The organism is Anabaena sp. TISTR 8404, from assembly GCF_056847745.1.
This window is the reverse complement of the sequence record NZ_CP180578.1, coordinates 4970705-4995642: the sequence shown is the minus strand read 5'-3', so window position 1 is coordinate 4995642 and position 24938 is coordinate 4970705. Positions and strand designations below refer to the sequence as shown.

Annotated in this window: 24 protein-coding genes; 17 read left to right on the top strand and 7 right to left on the bottom strand. The window is 40.1% G+C overall.

Annotation, left to right across the window (positions count from 1 at the left end):
• The first annotated feature begins 49 nt into the window (after positions 1–49).
• A complete protein-coding gene (locus tag ACMX3D_RS21665) occupies positions 50–628 on the top strand; it encodes a Uma2 family endonuclease (RefSeq protein WP_482747882.1) in 579 nt (192 codons plus the stop codon).
• Between the two features lie 257 nt (positions 629–885).
• Here the strand turns inward: ACMX3D_RS21665 and ACMX3D_RS21660 are convergent, their stop codons facing one another.
• Entirely contained in the window at positions 886–1671 is a 786-nt protein-coding gene (locus ACMX3D_RS21660) for an RNA polymerase sigma factor SigF (RefSeq protein WP_482747881.1), read from the bottom strand.
• Positions 1672–2386: 715 nt separating this feature from the next.
• On the opposite strand from ACMX3D_RS21660, the gene ACMX3D_RS21655 reads away from it, so the two are divergent.
• The 8 genes from ACMX3D_RS21655 to ACMX3D_RS21620 all read left to right on the top strand — a co-directional run bounded on the left by ACMX3D_RS21655 (position 2387) and on the right by ACMX3D_RS21620 (position 8522).
• The gene (locus ACMX3D_RS21655) at positions 2387–3115 is read left to right on the top strand and encodes a Bax inhibitor-1/YccA family protein (protein WP_482747880.1); all 729 of its coding nucleotides are present in this window, start codon (positions 2387–2389) and stop codon (positions 3113–3115) included.
• A 187-nt stretch (positions 3116–3302) separates the two neighbouring features.
• Positions 3303–4364 carry a PCRF domain-containing protein gene (locus ACMX3D_RS21650; RefSeq protein ID WP_482752397.1) on the top strand — a complete coding sequence of 354 codons (1062 nt, stop codon included), beginning with the start codon at positions 3303–3305 and terminating at the stop codon, positions 4362–4364.
• A gap of 129 nt (positions 4365–4493) precedes the next feature.
• Positions 4494–5616, top strand: a protein-coding gene (prfB, locus tag ACMX3D_RS21645; protein ID WP_482747879.1) for a peptide chain release factor 2 whose coding sequence is annotated in 2 segments (ribosomal slippage) — positions 4494–4565 and positions 4567–5616 — 1122 coding nt in all. Because the reading frame shifts where the segments join, the coding sequence is not laid out codon by codon here.
• 135 nt (positions 5617–5751) lie between these two features.
• Entirely contained in the window at positions 5752–5904 is a 153-nt protein-coding gene (locus ACMX3D_RS21640) for a DUF3285 domain-containing protein (protein WP_229541808.1), read from the top strand.
• Between the two features lie 42 nt (positions 5905–5946).
• A complete protein-coding gene (gene ybeY, locus ACMX3D_RS21635) occupies positions 5947–6453 on the top strand; it encodes an rRNA maturation RNase YbeY (RefSeq protein WP_482747878.1) in 507 nt (168 codons plus the stop codon).
• Positions 6454–6592: 139 nt separating this feature from the next.
• The gene (locus ACMX3D_RS21630) at positions 6593–7045 is read left to right on the top strand and encodes a diacylglycerol kinase family protein (protein WP_482747877.1); all 453 of its coding nucleotides are present in this window, start codon (positions 6593–6595) and stop codon (positions 7043–7045) included.
• 106 nt (positions 7046–7151) lie between these two features.
• Complete coding sequence (locus tag ACMX3D_RS21625) at positions 7152–7751, top strand: anthranilate synthase component II (protein ID WP_482747876.1); 600 nt, start codon at positions 7152–7154, stop codon at positions 7749–7751.
• Between the two features lie 3 nt (positions 7752–7754).
• Positions 7755–8522, top strand: a complete 768-nt coding sequence (locus tag ACMX3D_RS21620; protein WP_482747875.1) for an MBL fold metallo-hydrolase — start codon at positions 7755–7757, stop codon at positions 8520–8522.
• 84 nt (positions 8523–8606) lie between these two features.
• On the opposite strand, the gene ACMX3D_RS21615 is transcribed toward ACMX3D_RS21620, so the two are convergent.
• Positions 8607–9632, bottom strand: a complete 1026-nt coding sequence (locus tag ACMX3D_RS21615) for an ABC transporter permease (RefSeq protein WP_482747874.1) — start codon at positions 9630–9632, stop codon at positions 8607–8609.
• A gap of 215 nt (positions 9633–9847) precedes the next feature.
• Complete coding sequence (locus ACMX3D_RS21610; RefSeq protein ID WP_482747873.1) at positions 9848–11500, bottom strand: ABC transporter substrate-binding protein; 1653 nt, start codon at positions 11498–11500, stop codon at positions 9848–9850.
• Positions 11501–12295: 795 nt separating this feature from the next.
• On the opposite strand from ACMX3D_RS21610, the gene ACMX3D_RS21605 reads away from it, so the two are divergent.
• From ACMX3D_RS21605 to ACMX3D_RS21585, 5 genes are all read left to right on the top strand, one after another.
• Entirely contained in the window at positions 12296–12622 is a 327-nt protein-coding gene (locus ACMX3D_RS21605) for a hypothetical protein (RefSeq protein ID WP_482747872.1), read from the top strand.
• Positions 12623–13252: 630 nt separating this feature from the next.
• Positions 13253–14782: a photosystem II chlorophyll-binding protein CP47 gene (gene psbB, locus ACMX3D_RS21600; protein ID WP_482747871.1), complete on the top strand. Its 1530-nt coding sequence runs from the start codon at positions 13253–13255 to the stop codon at positions 14780–14782.
• Positions 14783–14873: 91 nt separating this feature from the next.
• Complete coding sequence (locus ACMX3D_RS21595; RefSeq protein WP_015115729.1) at positions 14874–14978, top strand: photosystem II reaction center protein T; 105 nt, start codon at positions 14874–14876, stop codon at positions 14976–14978.
• Between the two features lie 288 nt (positions 14979–15266).
• Positions 15267–16301, top strand: a complete 1035-nt coding sequence (locus tag ACMX3D_RS21590; protein ID WP_482747870.1) for a 30S ribosomal protein S1 — start codon at positions 15267–15269, stop codon at positions 16299–16301.
• Positions 16302–16382: 81 nt separating this feature from the next.
• A complete protein-coding gene (locus tag ACMX3D_RS21585; RefSeq protein ID WP_482747869.1) occupies positions 16383–17117 on the top strand; it encodes an HAD family hydrolase in 735 nt (244 codons plus the stop codon).
• Here ACMX3D_RS21585 and ACMX3D_RS21580 read toward each other — a convergent pair.
• From ACMX3D_RS21580 to ACMX3D_RS21565, 4 genes are all read right to left on the bottom strand, one after another.
• A complete protein-coding gene (locus tag ACMX3D_RS21580) occupies positions 17106–17498 on the bottom strand; it encodes an Alr5209 family pentapeptide repeat protein (protein WP_482747868.1) in 393 nt (130 codons plus the stop codon). The two genes, ACMX3D_RS21585 and ACMX3D_RS21580, sit on opposite strands and share 12 nt — an antisense overlap.
• A gap of 172 nt (positions 17499–17670) precedes the next feature.
• The gene (locus ACMX3D_RS21575) at positions 17671–18438 is read right to left on the bottom strand and encodes a ChaB family protein (protein WP_482747867.1); all 768 of its coding nucleotides are present in this window, start codon (positions 18436–18438) and stop codon (positions 17671–17673) included.
• A 126-nt stretch (positions 18439–18564) separates the two neighbouring features.
• On the bottom strand, positions 18565–19104 hold the full coding sequence (locus tag ACMX3D_RS21570; RefSeq protein ID WP_482747866.1) for a Dps family protein: 540 nt from the start codon (positions 19102–19104) through the stop codon (positions 18565–18567).
• 363 nt (positions 19105–19467) lie between these two features.
• Positions 19468–19827 carry a hypothetical protein gene (locus ACMX3D_RS21565; protein WP_482747865.1) on the bottom strand — a complete coding sequence of 120 codons (360 nt, stop codon included), beginning with the start codon at positions 19825–19827 and terminating at the stop codon, positions 19468–19470.
• A 630-nt stretch (positions 19828–20457) separates the two neighbouring features.
• Here ACMX3D_RS21565 and nfi point away from each other — a divergent pair.
• From nfi to ACMX3D_RS21550, 3 genes are all read left to right on the top strand, one after another.
• Entirely contained in the window at positions 20458–21123 is a 666-nt protein-coding gene (gene nfi / locus ACMX3D_RS21560; RefSeq protein WP_482752396.1) for a deoxyribonuclease V, read from the top strand.
• Positions 21124–21259: 136 nt separating this feature from the next.
• Positions 21260–21979 (top strand): GDSL-type esterase/lipase family protein, encoded by a 720-nt coding sequence (locus ACMX3D_RS21555; RefSeq protein WP_482747864.1) that lies wholly within the window; start codon positions 21260–21262, stop codon positions 21977–21979.
• A 765-nt stretch (positions 21980–22744) separates the two neighbouring features.
• The gene (locus ACMX3D_RS21550) at positions 22745–24934 is read left to right on the top strand and encodes a cation:proton antiporter (protein WP_482747863.1); all 2190 of its coding nucleotides are present in this window, start codon (positions 22745–22747) and stop codon (positions 24932–24934) included.
• Positions 24935–24938 lie beyond the last annotated feature (4 nt).

Genomic DNA, 24938 nt, shown 5'->3' with positions numbered 1-24938 from the left:
CATACTAGCCTGCGGCAAGCCGCTGCGCGTCTACACACTTCATACTTTTATGGTTCAGTCTTCTAACCAACGCCTAACAGTGGAAGAATTTCTGGCACTTCCTGAAGGTGATGTTACATACGAATTTGTTAATGGTGAAGCTGTTCCGAAATACAAAGGCGATGAAATGTCGCCTAAGTTTTTCCAAGCTTCGACTACTGGTGCTTTATTAATACTATTGTCTGAATGGGCAGTAACAAAAGGACAGGTTTTAAGTAAATGGGCAATCAAATTAACCCGAAATCAACAAGATTGGGTACCCATACCTGATTTGACTTATATTTCTTATAATTGTCTTGCTGCTGATTGGTTGCAAGATGAAGTTTGCCCAGTTGCACCCGAATTAGTTATTGAAATTATCTCACCTGGACAATCTTTTGGAGACATGGCTGAAAAAGCAACAGATTATCTCAAAGCTGGTGTTGCTCGTGTTTGGGTGGTCGATACAAAAGCCAGAACTATCACTGTATTTGCACCGACTTCTTTTCCCATTACTTATCGAGATAACCAAATAATTACAGATGATTTATTACCAGAGTTAGAAATTACTCCTACCACCATCTTTCAACGTGCAGGTTTAAATACCTAAAGTTTATTTCAATAGTAAAATTTTTTGGCGATGCCTACGGCGGGCTATGCCTACGCACCCTTATATTCCAAGCTCATTATCATCGATACTGAGCATTATATGTTAATAAATCCTGTAGCAGGAGAGCCACTGAGTTGCGCGGAGAACCTGTGTAAGTGGCGTTGAAGCGTAGCGTAACCCAACAAAGTGCAGCGTAGATGTTGGGTTCCACTTCGTTCTAGTTGTTAGCACTTGAAAAAAGTTTGGATGATTAATCATTAAGACCCTGACGCTACTGCTTGAGGCTGTAAATAACACATTAAATCATTAATACCTTTTTGCAGATACCGTGTTACCGTCATCGGACTAGTACCAATGTTTTTAGCTGCATCCTTGCGTGAAAGTTCTTTTAAAAAGACCATTTCTACTGCCATGCGGGGCTTTTCTTCTAGCATATTGATTGCCCCTTGGAGTTGTTGACGTTCTTCTTCTTGTTGTTGCATCACAGCAGAACGAGGACAAGGAAGCGCTTCACCTAAAGTGATTTGACAATCAACATAGTGAACTGCTGTAGCATCCAAACTCAAAGGCATCCGGTTTTGTGCAGCTAATTTGGTTTCTTGCCATTCTTGCACAGATACTTTTAGCTTACTGGCAATTTCCGCATCCTTGGGAGGACGACCCAAAGATAAAGCCAATTCTTTGCGAATTTTTTGCCCTTCATTGTACAGTTCTTGCCAACGACGAGGGATTTTTAAGAGTGTACTGCGATCGCGCAGAAAATGCAGCATCTCACCGCGAATATATGGCACAGCAAAAGAACTGAAAGCATATCCTTGACTGGGGTCAAACCGCTCAATTGCCCTAATTAAACCAAAATAACCGATTTGTTCTAAATCTTCATAAGGTTCATTACATTGATGGCTAAATTTATGAGCCATCTTCCGCACTAAGCCAGTATGTAACTGTACAAGTTGATTACGAAGTTTAATAGAAGGATTCTGGTGGTATAAGTGTAATAACTCTATCCCATCAATTCGCATAGAAGACTCAATTGCTGCCATATCAATTCCTTTGTGTTAACTCCTTTTCCTGAAAAAACGGAGTTGCGTATATGTTCTTCAAAGCTGTAATTATTTTCCTTAGACCACGCTGATTAAACCATCGTCGTTCCACTGAACTTACTTCAGCACTATCTCTTGCGTTCAGTGTTTTTACGCATGATTTCACAAGTTCAGTTGTTACAGCTAATTTTTGTTTTGTATACAAACTTGGTAAGTTAATTAATGTTTATTTTTTGCTGCTAACTCTAGCTATTTCTGTAGTTAAATGCATAGCTTATCCAAAGACATTTAGCCTTACCTCAGCAATATAGAAAAAATCAACAGTCTTAATTTTTGATTTAGCTTATATATCTCTACAAAAATAAAAATACAAGCAAAATAATAAAAGTAATATTGGCTGAAGAAATTTCTTGATTATCAAAACTAATGAAATGCCTGATCTCAAACTATAGAGAACTTGACGAAACTGGGTGTTATGAAGATGCGACTGCCCAAATGATTTTTTAGTATTGACGAAAGCTAAGTGTATTTCAGTTCTAGAGTACAGAAATCCTGTAGGACAAAGCAGGAACTATAATCTCGAATATCTCAGACAAATTAAAATATATTCATCAATAAGTAAAACCAATTTTTCTAGTAAAATACCCTAGCTGGTCACTAAAAATCTTGGTAAGAATAGGAATATACAGCACTTTTAAGAGCGAAAAACTCCAGTATGAGCAATACAAGTAACTTTCGTGAAGCTATCCGAGACGCTAGAACTCAAGCCGTCATCGGCCCAAATGTAATTGCCAATGCCCTACCTTACGTCGGTGGTGGTCTTGTCCTCACAGCCTTAGGAACCTATAGTGGTTTAGGCGTTATCCGTAGTAACCCTCAAATTTTCTTACCCACCTTTATTGGTGCAGTAATTCTAGAGTTAATTTTGTTCTTTGTTGCCCAAAACGTTGCTGAGAAAGGCAACAAGGCTATTGCACTGCCTTTATTGGCGACCTACAGCCTCTTGTCTGGGTATACTCTCAGTGGTTTAGTATTTGTCGCTTTAAGAACCCAAGGCGTAGGCATTCAAGGCATCGGTTTGGCTGCACTCGGTTGCGGTGTTACCTTTATTGTTGCCCGTCAAATTGGTTCAAATCTGTCTGAACAAGACGGAATGGCTTTGACAAAAACCATCAGTCTCGGTGTTATTGCCTTGGTGGTTGTCTGTGCAGTGCAATTTATCTTTGCCTTGTTTGGTGTTTATACCCCAACTTGGTTAGAAATCGGTATTTCTGGTTTAGGCGTATTTTTGTTTGTGGGCGTATCTGTCGTAGATTTTTATATCCTGCCCCGTACTTACCGCAACGACCAATATTTACCTGCTGCTTTGTCGATGTACTTGACTTACATCAACCTGTTTGTGTTTATCTTACGGTTGCTGATTGCACTCAACGGCCGTGATTAAGTAACCATAGCTAAAAAAGTTTAATAAATTGTCAACCGTGGTTCAAACTCAGTAACCACGGTTTTTTCATTGCTGTGAAACATTGAAAGTAATTTTTGTAATACGATATGTAGTGATGGTTGATTGTAAGTAAGTAAAACTATGCTGACACTCTTAAGTCTCAAATGCAAAGTAGAAAGGTTATCGAATATCTTGGGTAAGGCTGAGGAGTGTCTTTGACCTAAGAGAACTGAATACGAGAATTCAAAAATTAGAGCAATTAATTATTCAACCGAATTTTTGGGAAAATCCAGAGCTTGCCTATCAAACACTTCAAGAAATTGAGTACATCATATATTACAGGCAGAAACAATATCAGCAATGGTGTTCCAAATTAGAAGATATCAAAGTTGCTTTAGAATTAGTCGAAATATCAGCAGATGAACAACTGCTACAAGAGGCACACACTAACCTTGCTCAACTTCAGCAAGAACTCGAAACAGCAGAAATCAGACAATTACTATCTAGCCCCTATGATAAACAGGGCGCATTCCTGAGTATTACTGCTGAGTGTGATGATGTAGATGCTCAGAAATGGGCATACACTTTGTTCAAGATGTACTATAACTGGTCGAAAAAGCAAAATTACCAAGTACATCTGATAGAAGACTCTTTTGGTGATGGTGGCATTATATTTGCTAGTTGGGAAATTACAGGACGTTATGCCTACGGTTGTCTAAAATCAGAATTAGGAATACATCAACTTCAACGAATATTGCCTTTTGATACTAGCGGTAATTTGCAGACAAGTTTAGCTAGGATAGAAGTCTTTCCTATCTTAGATGAGTCCTTAGAATTTGAAATACCACATAAGCATTTAGAAATTACAGTAGCTCGTAACCAGGGAAATAGAAACCATGTAGAAACATGGGTGCAGGTTGTTCATCTTCCTACTGGGATTACTGTATTATGTGACCACGAACGCAGTCCGATAGAAAATAAAAAGAAAGCCTTGGCTATTCTTAAGGGTAAACTGGCTGCGATCGCATTAGCTCAAGGTGTCAATTCAATTACTTCTATCCAACCTAGGCAAATAAAAGATTTATCCAACAAAATCATCCGTGAATACATCTTGCATCCTTACACAAAGGTCAAAGATTTACGCACCAATGCGGAGACAACTACTGTCACAGAGGTTTTCAACGGTGAAATTAACTTGTTCATCAAAGCGTATCTGCAACAAAACTCACCTCACCCAATCAATAGCTGATCCTTTTTGTATAATTTCACGGTTGTGACAAGAGAATTTGCTCAACAACCGCTAAAATCAAAAAACAAATAAAATCTAAAGAGCAAACTTTGAAAATCCATCCAAAGCGCTCTTAATTTAGCAAGCACTATGGAAGTCTTAGAACTCAAACGCGAAATCGAAACGTTGTCTAGCCGCCTGGGTAAAACCCAGGACTATCTTTGACGTACCTGCACTGACAGCGAAAATTCACGACTTAGAACAAATAGCCGCACAGCCAGAATTTTGGGACAATCAAAATCAAGCCCAAAAAACACTGCAAGAACTTAATGACCTCAAAGCCCACCTGGAAACTTATCACCAGTGGCAAGCCAGCTTAGAAGATACTAAAGCAGTAGTAGAACTGTTGGAGTTAGAAACCGACGAGTCCCTACTGCAAGAAGCGGAATCTACTATCACTAAGCTCAACCGTGACCTTGACCAATGGGAGTTACAACAGCTACTCTCTGGGCCTTATGATGCGGAAGGGGCAGTGTTGACAATTAACGCTGGTGCAGGTGGCACAGATGCTCAGGATTGGGCATTTATGCTGCTGCGGATGTATACCCGTTGGGCAGAAGCTCACGGCTATAAAGTAGCACTCAGTGAAGAATCTGAGGGTGATGAAGCTGGCATTAAATCAGCAACCTTAGAAATTACTGGGCGTTACGCTTATGGCTATCTGCGGTCAGAAACAGGCACACATCGCTTAGTGCGGATTTCACCTTTTAATGCCAATGGCAAACGGCAAACTAGTTTTGCTGGGGTGGAAGTTATGCCGCAAATAGATGATTCTGTGCAATTGGATATTCCAGAGAAGGATTTGGAAATCACAACCTCTAGGGCTGGTGGTAAAGGTGGGCAGAACGTCAACAAAGTAGAAACAGCAGTCCGAATTGTGCATTTACCTACTGGTCTAGCTGTGCGCTGTACCGAAGAACGATCGCAGCTGCAAAATAAAGAAAAAGCCCTCGCCCGCCTCAAAGCTAAACTGCTAGTTATCGCCCGTGAACAAAAGGCACAAGAAATTGCCCAAATTCGCGGTGATATGGTGGAAGCTTCTTGGGGTAATCAAATTCGTAACTACGTATTTCATCCTTACCAGATGGTAAAAGATTTACGTACCAATGCCGAAACAACTGCGATCGCTGATGTAATGAACGGCGACCTCGATATGTTCATCCAAGCCTACCTCCGGCAAGAAAATCAGCTAGTAGACAGTAATTCTGCTTAATCGAAATCCACAATGGGTAATAGATGACTCTGTTACCCATTTCTTAATTCTCGAACCGAAAACAGACAAAATGGCAAGCGAACTTCAAGGAAACTGTTACATTTATATGTAAAAGAGTTGGTCACAAAACGAATTATGAGCAATCCTTCAACGGAACCTCAACCAAGCTATGTCAAGCTTGCCATGCGGAACATGGTACGCAAAGGTGGCACTTCCATTAAACATTTTCTGTTAAGTGCTGTGGGGCTATTAGCTGTTCTCATTGGTCTTGCTTATCTAACCCGTTAAAGACCAAGCAAAATCCAAAGTGTTGAGGAGCGTTTGTATTTAGTGCAAGTTGAACTAAATTTGCAGGATATTTTTTCCGAGTCTTCCCCGCAATTAGCTGTCAATGTTGCGGCCCAAACCTGGGAAAACTGGTTTCAACGCTGGTTAGAAAATCTTCAACCTTATTTACCACCAGCGCCAAGCTATGAAATAGGGCTACGTTTGACAGACGATGCAGAAATTCAATCATTAAATGCCCAATATCGCCATCAAGATAAGCCCACAGATGTTTTAGCCTTTGCCGCTTTAGAGACGGATTTTCCGTATGATGCGGAAATGGAGGATGAGCCTGTGTATTTAGGTGATATCGTGATTTCGGTCAATACAGCCCAACGACAAGCCCAACAGCAAGGGCATAGTTTAGTAACTGAGTTAGCTTGGTTAGCATCTCATGGGCTGTTACACCTTTTAGGCTGGGATCATCCTGATGATGAGAGTTTAGTGCAAATGCTCAAGCAGCAGGTAATAATACTGAATACAATTGGTATTGATATTGACATAGATTATTAAAATTTTTATGCCTGTCAGTGTTAATTTTGAGGCATCCTTTTATAATACTCGTGTAGAAAATTGCCGAGAAGTTGATTGGATGATTACAATCAGCGAAAATTCCCAGTTTACCTAAATTTATTGTTCTATTTTTTAGCTTATGTCCCAACAAGTTTCTCCCCCACCACCAAACCAGTTTTCAAACCTGATAACAAAGGAAAGGGAATTTTCGTGGCAAGTTGCTGCTAATTTACTGGTTAGTTTTAAGTATGCTTGGGCTGGCATCACTTATAGTTTTCAAACTCAACGCAATTTTCGCATCCACGTCAGTTTTTGTGCTTTGGCGATCGCTTTAAGCATATTTTTACATTTATCACCTGTGGAAATAGCAGTAATTGGTATTACTAGCGGCTTAGTTCTAGCCCTAGAACTGCTCAACACCGCGATCGAATCACTGGTAGACTTGACAGTTAAGCAGACTTACCACGACTTAGCAAAAATTGCTAAAGATTGTGCTGCTGGTGCTGTGTTGGTATCAGCTTTAGTCGCAATTTTAGTTGCTTGTACTTTATTGTTGCCGCCTTTAGTAGCGTTAATTATGTCAAATTTCTAAGTTTGGGGATTAATTACACTCATCGGTGAAAATTTTTAAATTACGAATTCAATAATTACTAACGCTGACGGCTAAAATCTGGTAATGATAGCCAGGAGTCTAGGCCGTGATTGTAGTTATAGATAATTACGACAGTTTTACATACAATTTGGTGCAATATTTAGGAGAACTAGCAGCAGAGTTCCCTGTAGCATCAGACATTAAAGTTTTTCGCAACGATAAAATCACCATCGAAGAAATTCGGGACTTACAGCCCGACCTTATAGTAATTTCTCCTGGGCCTGGTCGCCCAGAAGATGCTGGTATATCTCTTGATTTAATTCAACAACTCGGCCCAACCTTACCAATTTTGGGCGTATGCTTGGGGCATCAAAGTATTGGTCAAGTATTTGGTGGTAAAATCGTCTCTGCTCCAGAGTTAATGCACGGTAAAACTTCGCAGGTAACTCACACTAATGTAGGTGTTTTTCAGGGATTAGAAAATCCTATGACCGCTACCAGATATCATAGTCTGGTGATTGACCGCGCAACTTGCCCCGAAGTGTTAGAAATCACTGCTTGGGTTGAAGATGGCACAATTATGGGAGTGCGACATCGGAACTATCCTCACATCCAAGGAGTCCAGTTTCACCCAGAGAGTGTCCTAACTTCTTCAGGAAAACAGTTATTGCGAAACTTTCTGGAACAATTACAGACGAGAGAGTGATTAATGAAACGACGACAGTTGATGGGCTATGCTGGGGCGGGGTTAGTCACAGCTTTAGTTACTACATTAGGTTCTAACTCTGAAGCTGACGCACAATCTGGCAGTTTATCAGTTCAGTGGTTGGGTCATACTTGCTTTCTAATTACTGGTGGTGGAGTAAAAATTCTCGCCAATCCATTCCGCACAATCGGCTGTACTGCTGGTTATCGTGCGCCGAAAGTTAGTGCAAACTTAGTGTTGATTAGCAGTCAATTATTAGACGAAGGTGCAGTAGAAGACTTGCCAGGAAATCCTAAGCTAGTATACGAACCTGGAGTTTATGAGTTTCAAGGTATCAAATTCCAAGGAATTTCCACAGATCACGATCGCAAAGGTGGCAGACAATTCGGTAAAAATGTCGCCTGGAGTTGGAAGCAAGCGGGAATTAACATCCTACACCTAGGAGGTATTGCTGCACCCATTTCAATTGAACAAAAAATCCTGATGGGTCGTCCTGATATCCTCTTCATCCCTGTCGGCGGTAGTGCTAAAGCTTATAACGCTGAGGAGGCTAAACAAGCAATTGATGTGTTAAATCCCAAACTAATCATTCCTACTCACTACCGTACCCAAGCTGCTGATGCTAATGCCTGTGATATTTCACCCTTAGATGAATTTCTCAACTTGGCGCAAGGTATTACAGTACGTCGTAGTAATAGTGACACTCTTACTGTTACCTCTGGGAAGTTACCGGAAGATAAGGTGATTCAGGTTTTAAGCTATAAATTTTAAATTTATTTCATGGCAGGTTGATCAACCTGCCATCAACACATCAACTATGAATTATCTGTAGGGGCGCAAAGCTATACGCTCTTACTAGTAACGAATTCGAGGATCAACATAAGCATTAATAATGTCGATTAAAATACTTGCACTAACAACGATCGCCCCAAAAAATACTAATACACCTTGGACTGTGGGATAATCGCGATCGCTGATTGCTTGATACAAACGATTAGCTAACCCAGGCCAAGAAAATGTCACTTCAGTTAAAATTGCTCCACCCAACAAAGAAGCAAAGGTTAATCCCAAAACCGTAATTACTGGAATCAAAGCATTTTTTAACGCATGAGACACTAAAATTTTCTTTTCTGGAATGCCTCTAGCTCTCGCTGCTTCTACATAGTCAGCACGCAGAGTTTGTTTTAAATTCACCCGTACAATGCGCTCAAAAATCCCACTGAGCAAAATTCCCAATGTCAGGCTAGGGAGGGCAAGATGGTGCAAAGAAGCAAAAAACTGAGTCAAGTTACCACTCAGTAAGCTATCAAATGTATACAACCCTGTAATTGGCGATGGTGGCGGTAGCGTTGGCGGAAAACGGTTAGAGTTAGGAAACCAACCCAGTTGTACAGAAAAAATTAACTGCAACAGCATTCCTGCCCAAAACATCGGTAATGCGTAAGTAATAATCCCGAATAACCGTCCACCCACATCAAAATATGTTCCAGGACGAGAAGCGGAAAGTGTACCTACCAAAATACCGACAATCAGAGCTACTGCCATACTAAATACCGCTAACTCCACTGTCGCCGGAAAGTATTGGCCAATAATTTCCCAAACATTTTGTCCGCGACTTGTTAAAGAAGTTCCTAAGTCAAAACGCAGTAAGTTACCTAAATAATTTAAATATTGTAGCCACAGAGGTAAGTTTAATCCTAATTGCTTTCGCAATTCTTCTTTTGCAGCTTCTGGCGCACGTCCCCCCAGAATTGCATCAGCTGGATCTCCTGGTGTAGCTCGCAATAATAAAAATACGATGGTAATGATAGTTAACAACTGAAGCGGCGCTAGGAGCAACCGCGAAACAATGTAATACTGTATGGCTTTGGAGCGAGACATTTTTATGAAGTATGAATTATGAAGTCTGAAGTGTAAAGGGTGAAGAATGAAGAGTAAAGAGTGAAATATAAATTTTATATAGCAATTCTATTTGATTTGTGAAAATAACTTTTTATATCCCCGACTTGTTAAATAAGTCGGGGATATTGTTATTCACGCATAATTTAGAATTGCTATATTTCATACTTCATACTTCACACTTCATACTTCATTAGCTATTTTTTGATTGTTTTATAAATCAAATTCTGGGTAGGATCAAGTTGCACATTACTTACACCTTTTTGGGCAAATACATAGTCTTTGTTTTGCCAAAGAGGCACATAAGGCACATCATTAGCTACTTGGGTTTGAATTTGGGCAAAAATTTTCTCTCTTGCTGCGGGATTTTGTTCTTTGCGTTGTTGGTCGATGAGTTTATTCATGGTTTCGCTATAGTAAAACGAACCCTGAGTTTGACTACCGCCATCTTCGCAACCTTTGGCATCGGAACCTTTTTGACAAGCTAAGAACGGTTGCACATAGTTATCTGGATCTAAAAAGTCAGGATACCAATCAAGCAAAGCGGCTGGATACAAACCTTTAGAAATGTCTTTAAAGAAAGTCGGGCCTTCTACTGTGTTAACTTCTAATTGTACGATGCCGTCCATTTTAGTATCGGCAAGTGATTTTAATGTTTGTGCTGCCAAACTCCGAGTCGGTGAACTAGAAGGATACCAAACTGGAATTTTTACCGGATTTTCTTTAGAAAAACCTGCTTTGGTTAATAATTCCTTAGCTTGATCAAATTTACCATCACCATATTTGTCTTTAAATAATGGCTGGGAAACTTTGAATGTAGTAGGAATCATACTGTAAAGTGCATCAGCTTGACCGTATAAGACTCGCTCATTTATTAGTGGACGGTCAATAATTGCCGCGATCGCTTGTCTAACTTCTGGTTTATCTAAAGGTTGTTGATTGCGATTTAATACCAGATAACTTACCACACTACCCTGAGCTGTAATCGCTTGCCAATTTCCTTTTTTAGCCCCATCCTCTAAACTGCGAATTTGATCAGGTTGTAATGATAAATAAGCTACATCTACTGCACCTGTCCGGAAGGCATTAAACAAGTTAACTGGACTAGTTTGAATTTGAACGTTAATTCCTTGATTTGCTGGTTTTTCTCCCCAATATTTATCAAACACATCCATTCGCAGTGAATCTGTACCATACTGCGCTAATTTGTAAGGGCCAGTCCCAACAAATGTATTTGGTTTAAATTTACCAGCACCAATTTCATAAGCTTTAGGTGAAACTGCACACACTCCAGAAAAGGCCAACAGTGAAGGAAATGCAGCAAAGGGTTTTTTGAGCTTGATTGTTAGCTCATTCTCACCTGTAGCGGTTACTGAGTCTACTGTATCAGCTAATAAAAAAGAAGGTTTACCTTTATTTTCAATAAATCGCTTAATGCTAAACTCCATTGCTTTAGCATTAAAGGGTGTGCCATCGTGAAACACTACTCCTTGGCGTAGGGGTATGGTGTAAGTTAAACCGTCTTGACTGACTTTTGGTAAACTTGTTGCCAATTGGGGTTTAATTTCTGTACTACCTGGTTCGTAAGTGTAAAGGCGATCGCTCATATTAAACACTAGACCTAAAGATGCCAATTCATAAGCATCCGCTGGATCTAAAGTTCTCGGTTTTGCAGTAGTACCAATAGTAATACGCCCATCACCCGTAGGAGTACTTGCAGAACCCGCTGGTGTGGTATTTGTTGGTTGTCGAGTACCACAACTGATCACTAAAAATAAACACAGACAAAACAGAGATAGGAATTGTGTAATTCGACCCCACCTTCGCATGGACAAGGGAAATAAAGTCATACCTTGGCAATTTCTCAAATCAGCGGTCAGTAATCATACTATATGTGTGGCAATAATACCCAATTTTTTACAATCAATGCAGGCTTAAGGCAAGCGATGCGACTTATTTTCTATATCACCCATCAATTTAATTGGATATTACAGATGATAAAAGCCTAATCAAGCTGTTCCACATAAAGCTTATATATAGGAATCATATTTGATTAATGAAAAAACTCAGTATACCTTAGAAAGCCTTCTTTCCTGTTCCCTGTTCCCTGTTCCCTGACTACGTAGATCGTTTCAGAAATCAAACCGGATTCCTATATTTAATTTAGTGTTGACAGTCAACACTCTATGCAATGAATACGTCTTTTAGTTTTTGGAATTTTATTTAACTATTGAGATATATCAACAAATGTTACAAAAACTCATCTAGAATTTTTCAGTATTTTCAGGTATTCACTGTAAGATTTTGCACAAACAAAATTGAATAGATCATAGCAAATTAATCAGACAGCCTGGGCAGTTTAAAATTGCAAGAACTTCATTATTTAATATTAATTTTATAAACTAAATAAAATTGTCTTAAATTAAGAATATTTTTGAAAAAAAATTTGTTAAGCTGCTCAATTAGCTCCAGTCATTAACATTTAAACTTTGCCTACTAGCTATTGAGGATAAGGCTTGAAGACAATAATCAGGAAAACTGCCATCCTGGCTAGAGTGGTAAAGCTTTTTTATTTGTAACATCTACCGAGAAAACTCTGAGGGTGTAGATATCAAAATTTATAGTCAAAATAGCGAGATACAACCGTGAAATATTTTTTTCTTTCTGAAGGATGGAATATAGGTAGAGTATGGTCATCTGATGGATTATGGCAGATTACCGCATGGCGACGGCAACCAGATATCCAACGCATGAATATTTGTATAGTAGAAAACAATGAATTCCTTTGGCTTTATCGCACTGAAGAAGCCGTTTTAACAGTGGAAGTTAAACCTACAACACCAGAAATTGCCAGCCAAACAATCGGTCAAGTAGTGCTAAAGCGTTTAATGAGTGCTGAACAGATAATTGAACGATTGAACACAGCCCAAGCCAAGTGTCAGCTACAAAACATCCACTTAGTGACACAGTAATTTAACTGAGTCGGGAATTGCCCAAAAACATTGTCTGTTGAAAGTAGGGTGCAGAGGTGTAAGGGTGTAAATGAGCTAAACCCATACACCCATACACTCTTAAGCCCTTACACCCCTTCTCACAGACAATTTTTGTGCGTAAGTTCTAGAGAATTACGTAAATGAAATTGTGACGGAGATTTGTGAGAAGATAACACAGATGGGATACCGATCGCATCTATTTACACGCTTGCAAACAGTTCCATCAATAGTTACACTTTTTAAAACATTCTCATTTTTGCATGGCGATTGCGTAGACGACCAAAAGGCAGCTGCCACAAGGTTAGCTCGCTTTATTACCCAAATACCCACAAGGTATTTGCCGAGTTCTCTAAGAACAAGGGAGAGTTTTATGAAAAACTACTTGGAGAAGACAAGCGATCGCTACCCCAAAAGGTAAAGCTACCGCAGCGTCTAAGTGTTGCCAAATAAGCCACACAGTCTAAATCATTAAGACTGAGCCGTGGTCAAACTCAGAACCCTGGCAATAAAAAAACTTAGAGATTTCTTTGAGAAGCGGCCTTCGCCTCCCAAAGAACTTAGTAAAAAAATTGCTTTGTAAACATAACTCTTCGAGGAGGAGCGTAGTCGATGGGACTACCTTGGTACCGAGTACATACAGTTGTTCTGAACGATCCAGGGCGGCTGATTTCTGTACACTTGATGCACACAGCCCTGGTGGCAGGCTGGGCTGGTTCAATGGCGTTATATGAACTCGCTATTTATGACCCCAGCGATCCTGTTCTCAACCCTATGTGGCGACAAGGGATGTTCGTGCTGCCCTTCATGGCACGTCTAGGTGTTACCCAATCTTGGGGTGGCTGGAGCGTTACTGGCGGCCCCGCCAGCGACCCTGGTTTCTGGTCTTTTGAAGGTGTGGCTGCTGCTCACATCGTTCTGTCTGGTTTATTATTCTTGGCCGCAGTTTGGCACTGGGTTTACTGGGATTTAGAACTCTTTAGAGATCCCCGCACTGGTGAACCAGCACTAGACTTGCCCAAGATGTTTGGTATTCACCTGTTCTTATCTGGTTTACTCTGCTTTGGTTTTGGTGCATTCCACCTCACCGGACTTTATGGCCCAGGGATGTGGATTTCCGATGCTTATGGAATCACAGGTAGCGTGCAGGCAGTAGCACCAGAATGGGGCCCAGATGGTTTTAACCCCTATAACCCCGGTGGTGTTGTGGCTCACCACATAGCCGCTGGTGTGGTTGGTATTATTGCTGGTTTATTCCACCTTACAGTTAGACCTCCCGAAAGGCTATACAAAGCCCTACGGATGGGTAACATTGAAACCGTACTTTCCAGCAGTATTGCTGCGGTATTCTTCGCTGCTTTCGTAGTTGCTGGCACCATGTGGTACGGTAGCGCTACCACCCCAATCGAACTGTTTGGCCCTACCCGTTATCAATGGGATCAAGGCTACTTCCGTCAAGAAATTGAACGTCGTGTTCAAGCTAATGTAGCTAACGGTGCAAGCTTGTCTGAAGCTTGGTCACAAATCCCTGAAAAGCTGGCATTCTACGATTACGTTGGTAATAGCCCTGCTAAAGGTGGTCTGTTCCGTACAGGCCCTATGGATAAGGGTGATGGTATTGCTCAGTCTTGGCAAGGTCACGCAGTATTCAAAGATGCTGAAGGTAGAGAATTGACTGTACGTCGTCTGCCTAACTTCTTTGAAACCTTCCCCGTAATTTTGACCGACAGCGATGGTGTTGTCCGCGCTGACATTCCTTTCCGTCGGGCAGAATCCAAATATAGCTTTGAACAAACTGGTGTTACCGTTAGCTTCTACGGTGGCGACCTAGATGGTAAGACCTTCACAGATCCTGCTGATGTGAAGAAGTATGCTCGTAAGGCTCAAGGCGGCGAAATCTTTGAATTTGACCGCGAAACCTTGAACTCTGACGGTGTATTCCGTACCAGTCCTAGAGGTTGGTTCACCTTTGGACACGCAGTATTTGCTTTGTTGTTCTTCTTCGGTCACATTTGGCACGGCGCTCGGACAATCTACCGAGACGTATTTGCTGGTGTGGAAGCAGACCTAGAAGAGCAAGTCGAATGGGGTCTGTTCCAGAAAGTGGGTGATAAGTCAACCCGCCGCAAGGAAGCCCTCTAAACAAGTCTGAAGGATGAAGTCTGAAGTGTGATTCAGAACTTCATCCTTTAGGTTTCATTTATTACTGGCTGGATAAGCAGGAGCTTTTGATATGGAAAGCGTTGCATACATTTTAATTTTTACTTTGTGCATAGGCGTTCTGTTTTTTGCGATCGCCTTCCGCGAACCTCCCCGCATTGAGAAAAAAGACGAGTAATAGATTACTATTACTAAGCTTTGCAAAATATCCGCTGTTATGGCTAAATAACAGCGGATATTTTACTGGTATATTTTTTGATAAAACTGCCTTATATCCTTTGACAGATTGCAAGAGACCATTTGTTATGTGATACAATCTTCTATCTGGAAGTTGATATGTGTTAACACTAGCTTTCTACGCTAGGATTAATAAGGATGTAAGTGTACACTGGTTTTCAGTGGCTTACACAGGCATTATAGTTATGTCACAAAACTTTACGGAGACTAGAACCAGGAACAAATCAGCATGGTCAATCAGAACTTAACCGCTACAGAAATTGGATTTACTCACGAAGATTTCGCTGCTCTACTTGACAAATACGACTATCACTTTAGCCCTGGAGATATTGTACCAGGAACGGTTTTCAGTATAGAGCCGCGCGGCGCTCTGATTGACATCGGTGCTAAAACAGCAGCATATATTCCCATACAAGAAATGTCTATCAACCGGGTAGATGCCCCGGAAGAAGTTTTACAGTCAAACGAAACACGCGAATTTTTCATTCTTACTGATGAGAACGAAGATGGTCAATTGACCCTTTCGATTCGTCGTATAGAATATATGCGGGCTTGGGAACGTGTTCGTCAGTTGCAAGCAGAAGACGCAACTGTTCGTTCTGGTGTATTTGCGACCAACCGTGGTGGGGCGCTGGTAAGAATTGAGGGATTGCGTGGTTTTATCCCTGGTTCCCACATTAGCACCCGCAAACCTAAAGAAGAATTAGTAGGTGAAGAACTACCCTTAAAGTTCTTGGAAGTAGACGAAGAACGTAACCGCCTAGTTCTATCTCATCGTCGGGCGTTGGTTGAACGTAAGATGAACCGCCTCGAAGTTGGCGAGGTAGTAATTGGCACAGTTCGTGGTATCAAGCCTTACGGTGCTTTTATCGATATCGGTGGTGTCAGCGGCCTGTTACACATCTCAGAAATTTCTCACGAACACATCGATACGCCTCATAGCGTGTTCAATGTCAATGATGAAGTTAAAGTCATGATCATTGATTTGGATGCAGAAAGAGGCCGGATTTCCTTATCTACCAAACAATTGGAACCAGAACCCGGTGATATGATTAAAAACCGTGATTTGGTCTACGATAAGGCTGAAGAAATGGCAGCTAAGTATCGTGAGCAACTGTTAGCAAAACAACAAGGTATCACCTTACCAACTGCTGAAGAAGGTGCTGCTGAAGAAGGTGCAATTGAAGAAGAAATCCCAGCAGCTACCGAGGAAGAAATTCCATCAGCTATTGAAGAAGAAATTCCAGTAGCGATTGAAGAGTAAGGTCATTAAATAATTGTACTAAAGCCTAAAAAAAGAGGGAAAAACCCTCTTTTTTTATTTTTTTGAGTGGGGTGAAAGATTTTGGTAAGTATTCAATGTAAAGATATTACTTTTGCCAATATTCAGGCAATTTTTTTTGATAAAAATGGTACTTTAGAAGACTCAGAAGTTTATTTGCGATCGCTTGGACAAAAAGCCGCACGAATTATCGATGCCCAAATTCCTGGAATTAACGAACCATTATTAATGGCCTTTGGTATCAATGGCCATTACATCGACCCTGCGGGTTTAATGGCGGTAGCTAGTCGCCGAGAAACGGAAATTGCTACAGCTGCGTATATTGCTGAAACTGGTAGAGGATGGTTTGAATCTCTCAAAATAGCCCGTCAAAGTTTAGACGAAGCCGAGAAATATTTAGAAGAATCTCCCGCACCCATGTTTCCAGGAAGTTTGGAGTTGTTACAGTCCCTCTCAGCCGCAGGGCTGAAACTCGGTATTATATCGGCAGCTACAACCGCAGAAGTTAAAGCATTTGTAGCCCGGTATAAATTGAGTGATTATATCCAAGCTCAAATCGGCGTGGATGATGGCCCTGGTAAACCAGATCCAACACTGTTTTTGCAAGGCTGCCAAATTTTAGGAGTAGAATCAAGCACCGCACTGATGGTAGGAGATGCGGTTGGTGATATGCAAATGGCACGGAACGCCAAAGCCGCAGGTTGTATTGGCATCACCTGGATTGGTAAATCAGATCACGTCCAAGGTGCGGATGTGGTGATTCATCAACTAAATGAAATTCAAGTTTTAGGTTTCTGATTTGATTTGCACTCCAGCCTGAACTAAATCAAAATTTGGAGGAAAATGAGTGTTGCGATCGCAGTCTGCTTTTTCCAGCTTTGCACCTTGGAGGTTAGCTTGGCGGAGATTAGCTGACATTAATAGTGATCCCCGCAAATCTGCATCTGTCAAGTCAGCTTGAGAAAGGTCGCAATAGCTGAGGTCAGTTCCTCTAAGATTAGCAGCGCGAAGATTAGCTGTGCTTAAATCAGCATAGCTAAGGTCAGAACCTTTGAGGTTAACCCCTTGCAAATCAGCATCACCAAGTTCTGCCCTAATAAAATCCCGTCGTCCCTCAGCGTACTGTTCTAAAAGAGTAGCCACTGTATTAATCGGCTGTTGATAATTTACTTCAGACATAAAACAGCCTCAAACATTTTTGATTTAAATTCATCATAAAACTACTGATGCAAAAAATTACATCATAAATTGCTTTAATTTATCAAAATAAGTGAAAGGAAATCAATAAAGATTTCCTTTCATCCTATTATCTTTATTGATTTTTGACTAACAAACCTAGATAGACGATCGCTTAAACGTTAACTTTCTGTTTTGACCAAACACCGTTTTCATCTTCATCAAATTGCTGATGCACCGCTGCCCAAGCTGCTTGTTCAGCATTAAACTCATCACTTGTTTCATTCAACACAGCGTTATAACGCTCAATAAATGTGCGTTGAGCTTCTGGTGACAAATGAGAGCGCACTTCAGGAGATAAATCCTCTGGGTTGTTACATGGCCCAGGGCAAGGATGAGCTAATATTTTATCAATTGTGTTAATTTCTTCAGCACCCGCACTTTCTAAAAGCAATTGAAATTCACCAGCGCGATTAGCTGGAACTTCTGCCATTATTAAGAATTCGCCAGCTTGTAAACGAGTTTGGTAAACAGCAGCTTTATCTTCGGGCATTCCCCAAGCGGTTAAAACTGAAACTAAACCAGCGCCAGCACTACCTGCGATCGCACCACTTGCCGCTCCTAACAGTAATGCACTGATTGGCCCAGCAGCCACAATCGGCCCAACAAAGGGAATAAACAGTACGCCTACACCTGTAAGCAAACTGAGGAAAGAACCAAACAGAGAACCAAAAATCGCCCCTGTTCGCAGACCTCCTAAAATTACATCTCTCTTGGTAATAAAGCCTGCAATTCTAGTTTCCGACTGGAAATTCCGTCCCATCACCGAAATATGATCTCTGGGTACGCCTCTGTCTAGTAAACGTCGAATCACATCATCAACTTGTTTCTGTTCTTTTAATACAGCCGAGATAGTACGTTCTGCTTGATAGACTTCTGGCACTTGAATACTCCTTAAAATCTGTTTTTCTACAGCTAATTTGCCAAGAGGCAAATGCGGGAGATAAAGTCTTCCCGCAGCCGAATATTTTCAGTCAGACTCTACATTTAGAGATAAATCTGCGTTGAACTACACACCTACAGGGGTTTTTGCTCCTGTCCCTGGTTTTGTTCCGTCTGGCTGCAATTCCTGACCTTCAATAAAAGAGCGCAACATCCAAGCCATCTCTTCATGCTCTTCCATTAGTCCAGTTAAAAAGTCAGCAGTTCCTTCATCATGAAACTCTTCACTAGACTGATCAACATGCTCTCTTAAATTGCGGATAATTTGCTCATGATCTTCCACAAGGTTAGCTACCATTCCAGTTGCTGTAGGAACATCACCAGAATGTTCTTTGAGGGTAGCAAGTTGGAGAAATCCTGCCATTGTGCCAACTGGGTAACAACCCAAAGCCCGAACTCGTTCGGCTAGAGCATCAATATTTTCAGTTAGCTTTTCATAGTGTTCTTCCCAAAGTTCGTGCAAACTGCGAAACTGAGGGCCAACTACATCCCAATGATACTTTTTAGTTTTTACTAAAAGTAAATAGGCATCTGCTAAATCTTGATTTAACAGATTTGCCACACCTTGACGCTGTTCTTCTGTCAAACCAATGTTAATCGCACGCATTGTATTGTAATTCCTAAGTAGACTTATTAATAAGTTCACAAAAATCAAACATCATTTACATCAACCATAGGAAAGATTGCCAGAGCATAATTATTTACAACTTAAGGTCAGGTTGATTTATGACTTATAATAGAAAAGTATTTTAGATAATTATTACTGATAAATAAAAACACCTTGATTAAATTTATCAACCAAGGTGTCAAAGCAGAGTAACAGTATATAGAAGTGCGAATGAAGAGTATTTAGGCTAACTAGCAGTCAAAGCTTCTACTTGGTAAATAATTATCATTGAGTTATTACTGATAATTCCCAAATATTATTACGTAGATTACTTTGGCAACGGCTTATTAGCATCATTACTTTTTACTTTTTGCCTGTTACTTTTTCCAACAGATTTTGCACTTCATCTTCAACTGAGGTTGCGGATTGGGAATTTTCAGGACGCTTCATTTTTTCAATGTCAGCATCTCCTTGAACTTCGTTGAGTCCTTTATTAGACTCTTCTTGCACCTTATTCAGCCCAGGAGGTGCAGATCTACCAATTTCATCAGTTTTCTTTTGAGTTTCTAGAAGTTGTGTTGTAGCTTCAGTAGGAGCGCTCTTATAGCTTTCAATTGCAAAAGCTGGAAATGCATTAGATACCAACAATAATGCACAGGTAAAAGCTACAATTAGAAAACGGACTGGACGCAATAGAGATAGAACAAAAGTCATATTCTTCATTGGAAATCCTCAAAACAGGTTAACAACAAATAAGTTATATTTTTGCAGAGAAGCAATATTTGGCCATCATTAAATAAAATGGTGGTACAAATGAAATATTAAGATATGCTTCACTCTTGAGTTATTTCAAGGTAGATATTTGCGCAAATTATAATTGTGGATCACTTTAAATTAGACCAGAGAAAAGCTCATATAGCTATCAACTATATTTGCTTTATTCACAATCAATTTCCTAGCAAATTTCACCTAACTTATATTTACTTTGAATCATCCTACTTTGGGATCAACCTGTAGAGTGAAGTTGATCGCTTCTGCGTGAGAGATAAGATCAACCTGTAGGTAGAGTGGCTAAATATCGTTGAATTTGGCTGTTTATTGCTTTTATCTAGCCTTGCTAGAGGGCAGTCAATATATTTGCTTGTGTTATTTATACAATAGTTTTACTTATGTTATTTATATAATAATCCGGTTTGTTTACTGAAGCTAAATGTGTAAAAAAAGAATAAACATTGAGTAAAAAGTAAGTGTCAATAGCATAAGTGATAACGTTTAACTAAATTTAATAAGATCAGTGATCGCACCAATTAAACTAGTATTTTTTCTCCAATACTAAAACTAATACAATTAATGATGAAGATTTATCAGCGTCATGCTTGGCCTCAAACACTAGAGGAAGCTATTACTATTCAAGAAAATTTGCGTGAACAAGTAATCACCGAAGATCAACTCCCAGAACCTATCAACTATGTTGCTGGCGTAGATATGGGTTTTGAAGCTGATGGTACAATTAGCCGTGCAGCGGTTGCAGTGCTGAGTTTTCCTGATTTACAAGTCGTAGAAACAACCCTAGCACATCGTCCTACTTCATTTCCTTACATTCCTGGCTTCCTCTCATTTCGAGAAATTCCTGCTGTACTTGATGCTTTAGAAAAAATTCAAACAGCACCAGATATTATCCTCTGTGATGGACAAGGCATTGCCCACCCCCGCAGATTTGGTATCGCCAGCCATCTAGGAGTAATTTTAGATATGCCGACAATTGGTGTGGCAAAATCACTGTTAATTGGCAAGCATCAAGAATTACCTGAAACTAGAGGTAGTTGGCAACCACTTATACATAAAGGTGAAATCATTGGTGCAGTTTTACGAACTCGTGTTGGGGTTAAACCTTTGTATATTTCTAGTGGCCATAAAATTAGCTTGTCTACAGCAATTGATTATGTATTGCGTTGTACACCAAAATACAGGCTACCAGAAACTACACGCGTAGCTGATAAATTAGCTTCTAATAGATAACCACCGTAATCAGTTTTCTGTGCTGTGAAACATCTAGAAAAGTCAACTTTGCAGGATTAATGACAAAAAATATACGCTGGAATAGTGTAGAAATGTATAGAATCTTGTAAAGATATAAAATATAGTCTTTTTTAAGATGCAAACATTACAAGCTCTTTCTTCAATGCAACTGTCTTTAGCCCCAAATCAATGTCAGTCTTTGAAGATTGTCGCTCTTGGAGACAGCATAGTTTACGGTTTTGGCGATCCTGAACGCGGTGGCTGGGTAGAACAACTGCGACGATGGTGGATGTTGCCTGGTAGTGCAGGTCATATTTTATATAACTTAGGTGTTAGAGGCGATCGCACACAACAGGTAGCCCAAAGACTAGAAGTAGAATTTCGCCATCGCGGCGAACTCCGCAATCGCGTTCCAGATTTGATTATTCTTTCAGTAGGTGTAAATGATTCAGCGCGGTTAGGTCGTCCCAATGGCAAAAATTACACCGATTTTGCTGTTTTTGAATCAGATATCGCCCATTTACTAGATTTGGCACAACAACTTTGCCCAGTTTTATTTGTGGGTATGGTTCCAGTGGATGAAGCAAAGATGCCATTTCTCGATTGTTTTTACTTCAATCACAGTGACCAATATCGTTACAATGAAGCGACTCGCCTAGCTTGTAACCAACGCCAAATTCCTTATTTAGATATTTTCGACCAATGGATGGGACGCGGTGAAACTTGGTTACGCCAGCGGATGAGTGTTGATGGTTTACATCCCAACACATTAGGCTATCAAGCTTTATTAGATGATGTGCTGAAATGGGATGCATTAGCAGCCTATCATTCCCAACCAGAGTATCAACTAAGATAATTTTAGTTTCTTATGCAATAGCGATCGTCTCAACTTGAATATACTGAATATTTTGTAACCACATTTTTACTACTGCTCTTTTTAGTTGTGTTTGAAATTAACACCTAAATTGCACTAGTAAATAAATTTACATCGTGGCTAATTATACTTTAAGTTTTGGTGATCGCTTTTCTTGCTCAATGTTTTACTTGTATGCTAATTGCACAATTATTTAGAGCAAATTAACATGAATTGGCAATTATCTGCATCTTCTTGAATGCTCCTGATTTGATAAAGCTAATTAACATCAATATTGGTCTATAACAAGCCATAGTTACCATAATCACTAATATTGTCATAATTATCATAGTGTTAAATTAATCATGATTACCTGATTTTTACAGAAGTCAACTGATAAAAATACTCAACATTCATAAGTAATTCTAGAAGTCTTGTCTAGTATTAATTACATAGATATCTGGTAAATCTCTAGACAAAAATTTTATCTAAAATTGCTAAATAGCATTTATTAACGTTTAAACGTTAATAAAAAAATCTTCCCCATATCTGTTAGTTATTCACCAAGGTTGAAACATCTATTTTGTCAAATATTCTCTGAATATCTCTTAAATTCATAGCAAATCACTATTAATGAGTTTGACTGTGTTGTAACAACAATTAACATCATAGTCGAGCATAAATTTACATGGAATATGCTTAACAAGGTTGACAATTTCCCATTTCTTAAAGAATCATCTTAGGGAAACCAGTCATTTAGAGGAAACCATGCACACAGTTATTCTCGTTCTGATCGAGGTACTGATTGTTATTGGACTGTCCCGGCTTATAGGTCTGGCATTCAAATCAATTAAGCAACCGTTGGTAATTGGTGAGATTGTTGCTGGGATTATGCTTGGCCCATCTTTATTTGGATTGGTTGCTCCTCATGTAGCAGCTAGTCTATTCCCACCAGAAACTATTCCATTTCTCAATGTTTTGTCCCAGGTGGGATTAATATTCTTCATGTTTTTGATTGGGCTAGAACTCAATCCGAAATATCTGAGTGGTCAGTTAGAAGTAGCAGTCTTAACTTCTCATGTCAGCATTTTAGTACCCTTTTCTTTGGGAACTTTGCTGGCAGTATTGCTATATCCTTTAGTATCGAATGCCAGTGTTTCTTTTACTGCATTTGCACTATTTTTAGGGGCAGCAATGTCTATTACTGCCTTTCCGGTATTAGCACGAATTATTACAGAGAACAATTTACAGGGGACACGTTTAGGAACTCTGGCATTAACTTGTGCAGCAGTAGATGATGTAACGGCGTGGTGTGTTTTAGCAGTAGCGATCGCTGTAGCACGTACTGGTAACTTTTTTGGTGCTATACCCACAATTATCGAGAGCATAGTCTACATTGGCTTTATGCTGACAGTGGGGCGTTGGTTTCTTCAAAGGTTAGCCACTTACTACCGGCGTACTGGACGCTTAAGTCAATTACTTCTAGCTGTAATTTACATAGCAGTAGTTGCTTCTGCACTGATCACTGAACTTATTGGTATTCACTTAATTTTTGGCGCATTTTTACTCGGTGCAGCAATGCCCAAGAATGCAGATTTAGTTCGGGAATTAGCTGTCAAAACCGAAGATTTTGTCTTGATATTTCTGCTACCGATATTTTTTGCTTACAGTGGCTTGCGGACGCAGATTGGTTTACTCAATCGTCCTGAGTTGTGGTTTTTGTGTGGATTAGTGTTGCTAGTAGCGATCGCAGGCAAGTATTTTGGCACTTATGTAGCGGCTCGTGTTAGTGGAATTAATCAACGAGAAGCCTCAGCCCTTGGTTGGTTAATGAATACTCGCGGTTTAACTGAGCTAATTGTTCTCAATATTGGTTTAGAGTTGGGAGTTATTTCGCCTTTAATCTTTACCATGCTGGTGATTATGGCATTGGTAACAACATTTATGACCTCACCTCTGCTGGAGTGGACATATCCCAAACGCCTGATCAAATTGGATGTAGTCGAACCAGACTTAGAAGCAGAAACAACTACTGAAATTGCTACTGTTGTTGAATCCGCTCCTAACTACCGGATTTTAGTACCAGTGGCGAATCCCAGCACACAAAAAGGTTTGGTGCAATTAGCAGTTGCGCTCGCGCTAAACTACAGACAAAATGCTGTTGTCAATCCTCTCAGCTTAATTGAACTGCAAGAAGATTATGCTTTTGAGAGTACCCCAGTAGAAGCAGATCGATTAATTCTACAGCGTCGCCAGCAATTAGAAGAACTAATTAACACCTTAGAACCGCCAATTGCTCGTTCCCATGTGCATCCAATCATTCGCATATCAAGCAATGTTGCACGAGAAACAGCTCAAATAGCCAAAATTGAGCAATCTGATTTAATTCTTGTAGGATGGCATCGTCCAGCTTTTAGCAACAATCGCTTAGGTGGAAGAGTCGGTCAAATTCTTAGTACTGCACCAGTAGATGTCGCCGTGTTTGTAGACAGGGGTTCAGAGCGCTTAGAAAACTTATTGGTTCCTTATTCGGCAAATATCCACGATGATTTAGCCTTGATTTTAGCTTTGAGACTCTTGATTAACCGTGATACCTGTATGTTACAGATTTTACAGGTATTAGGAGAAAATCCTCACCATGATGAGTTGAGTTATGAATTGCACAAAATGATGGAACAACTCCCTGCTAGTGTACGCGATCGCATTGAAATTAAAACAGTCGAATCCCCAGAACCAATTCAAGCTGTTGTTACAGCTTCCGAAGCAGTTGACCTCACCATTGCTGGAACCAGTCGCGTTTGGGGAATTGAGCGTCAAACTTTAGGTAGATACACAGATGCACTAGCCATTCAATGCCGTTCCTCGCTGCTAATTACCCGTCGTTACAGCCAAGTTACCTCTCATCTTGCTTCTGTACTGCCTGAAATAAGTAACCAAGAATCAACACTCACAAGCTAAATCT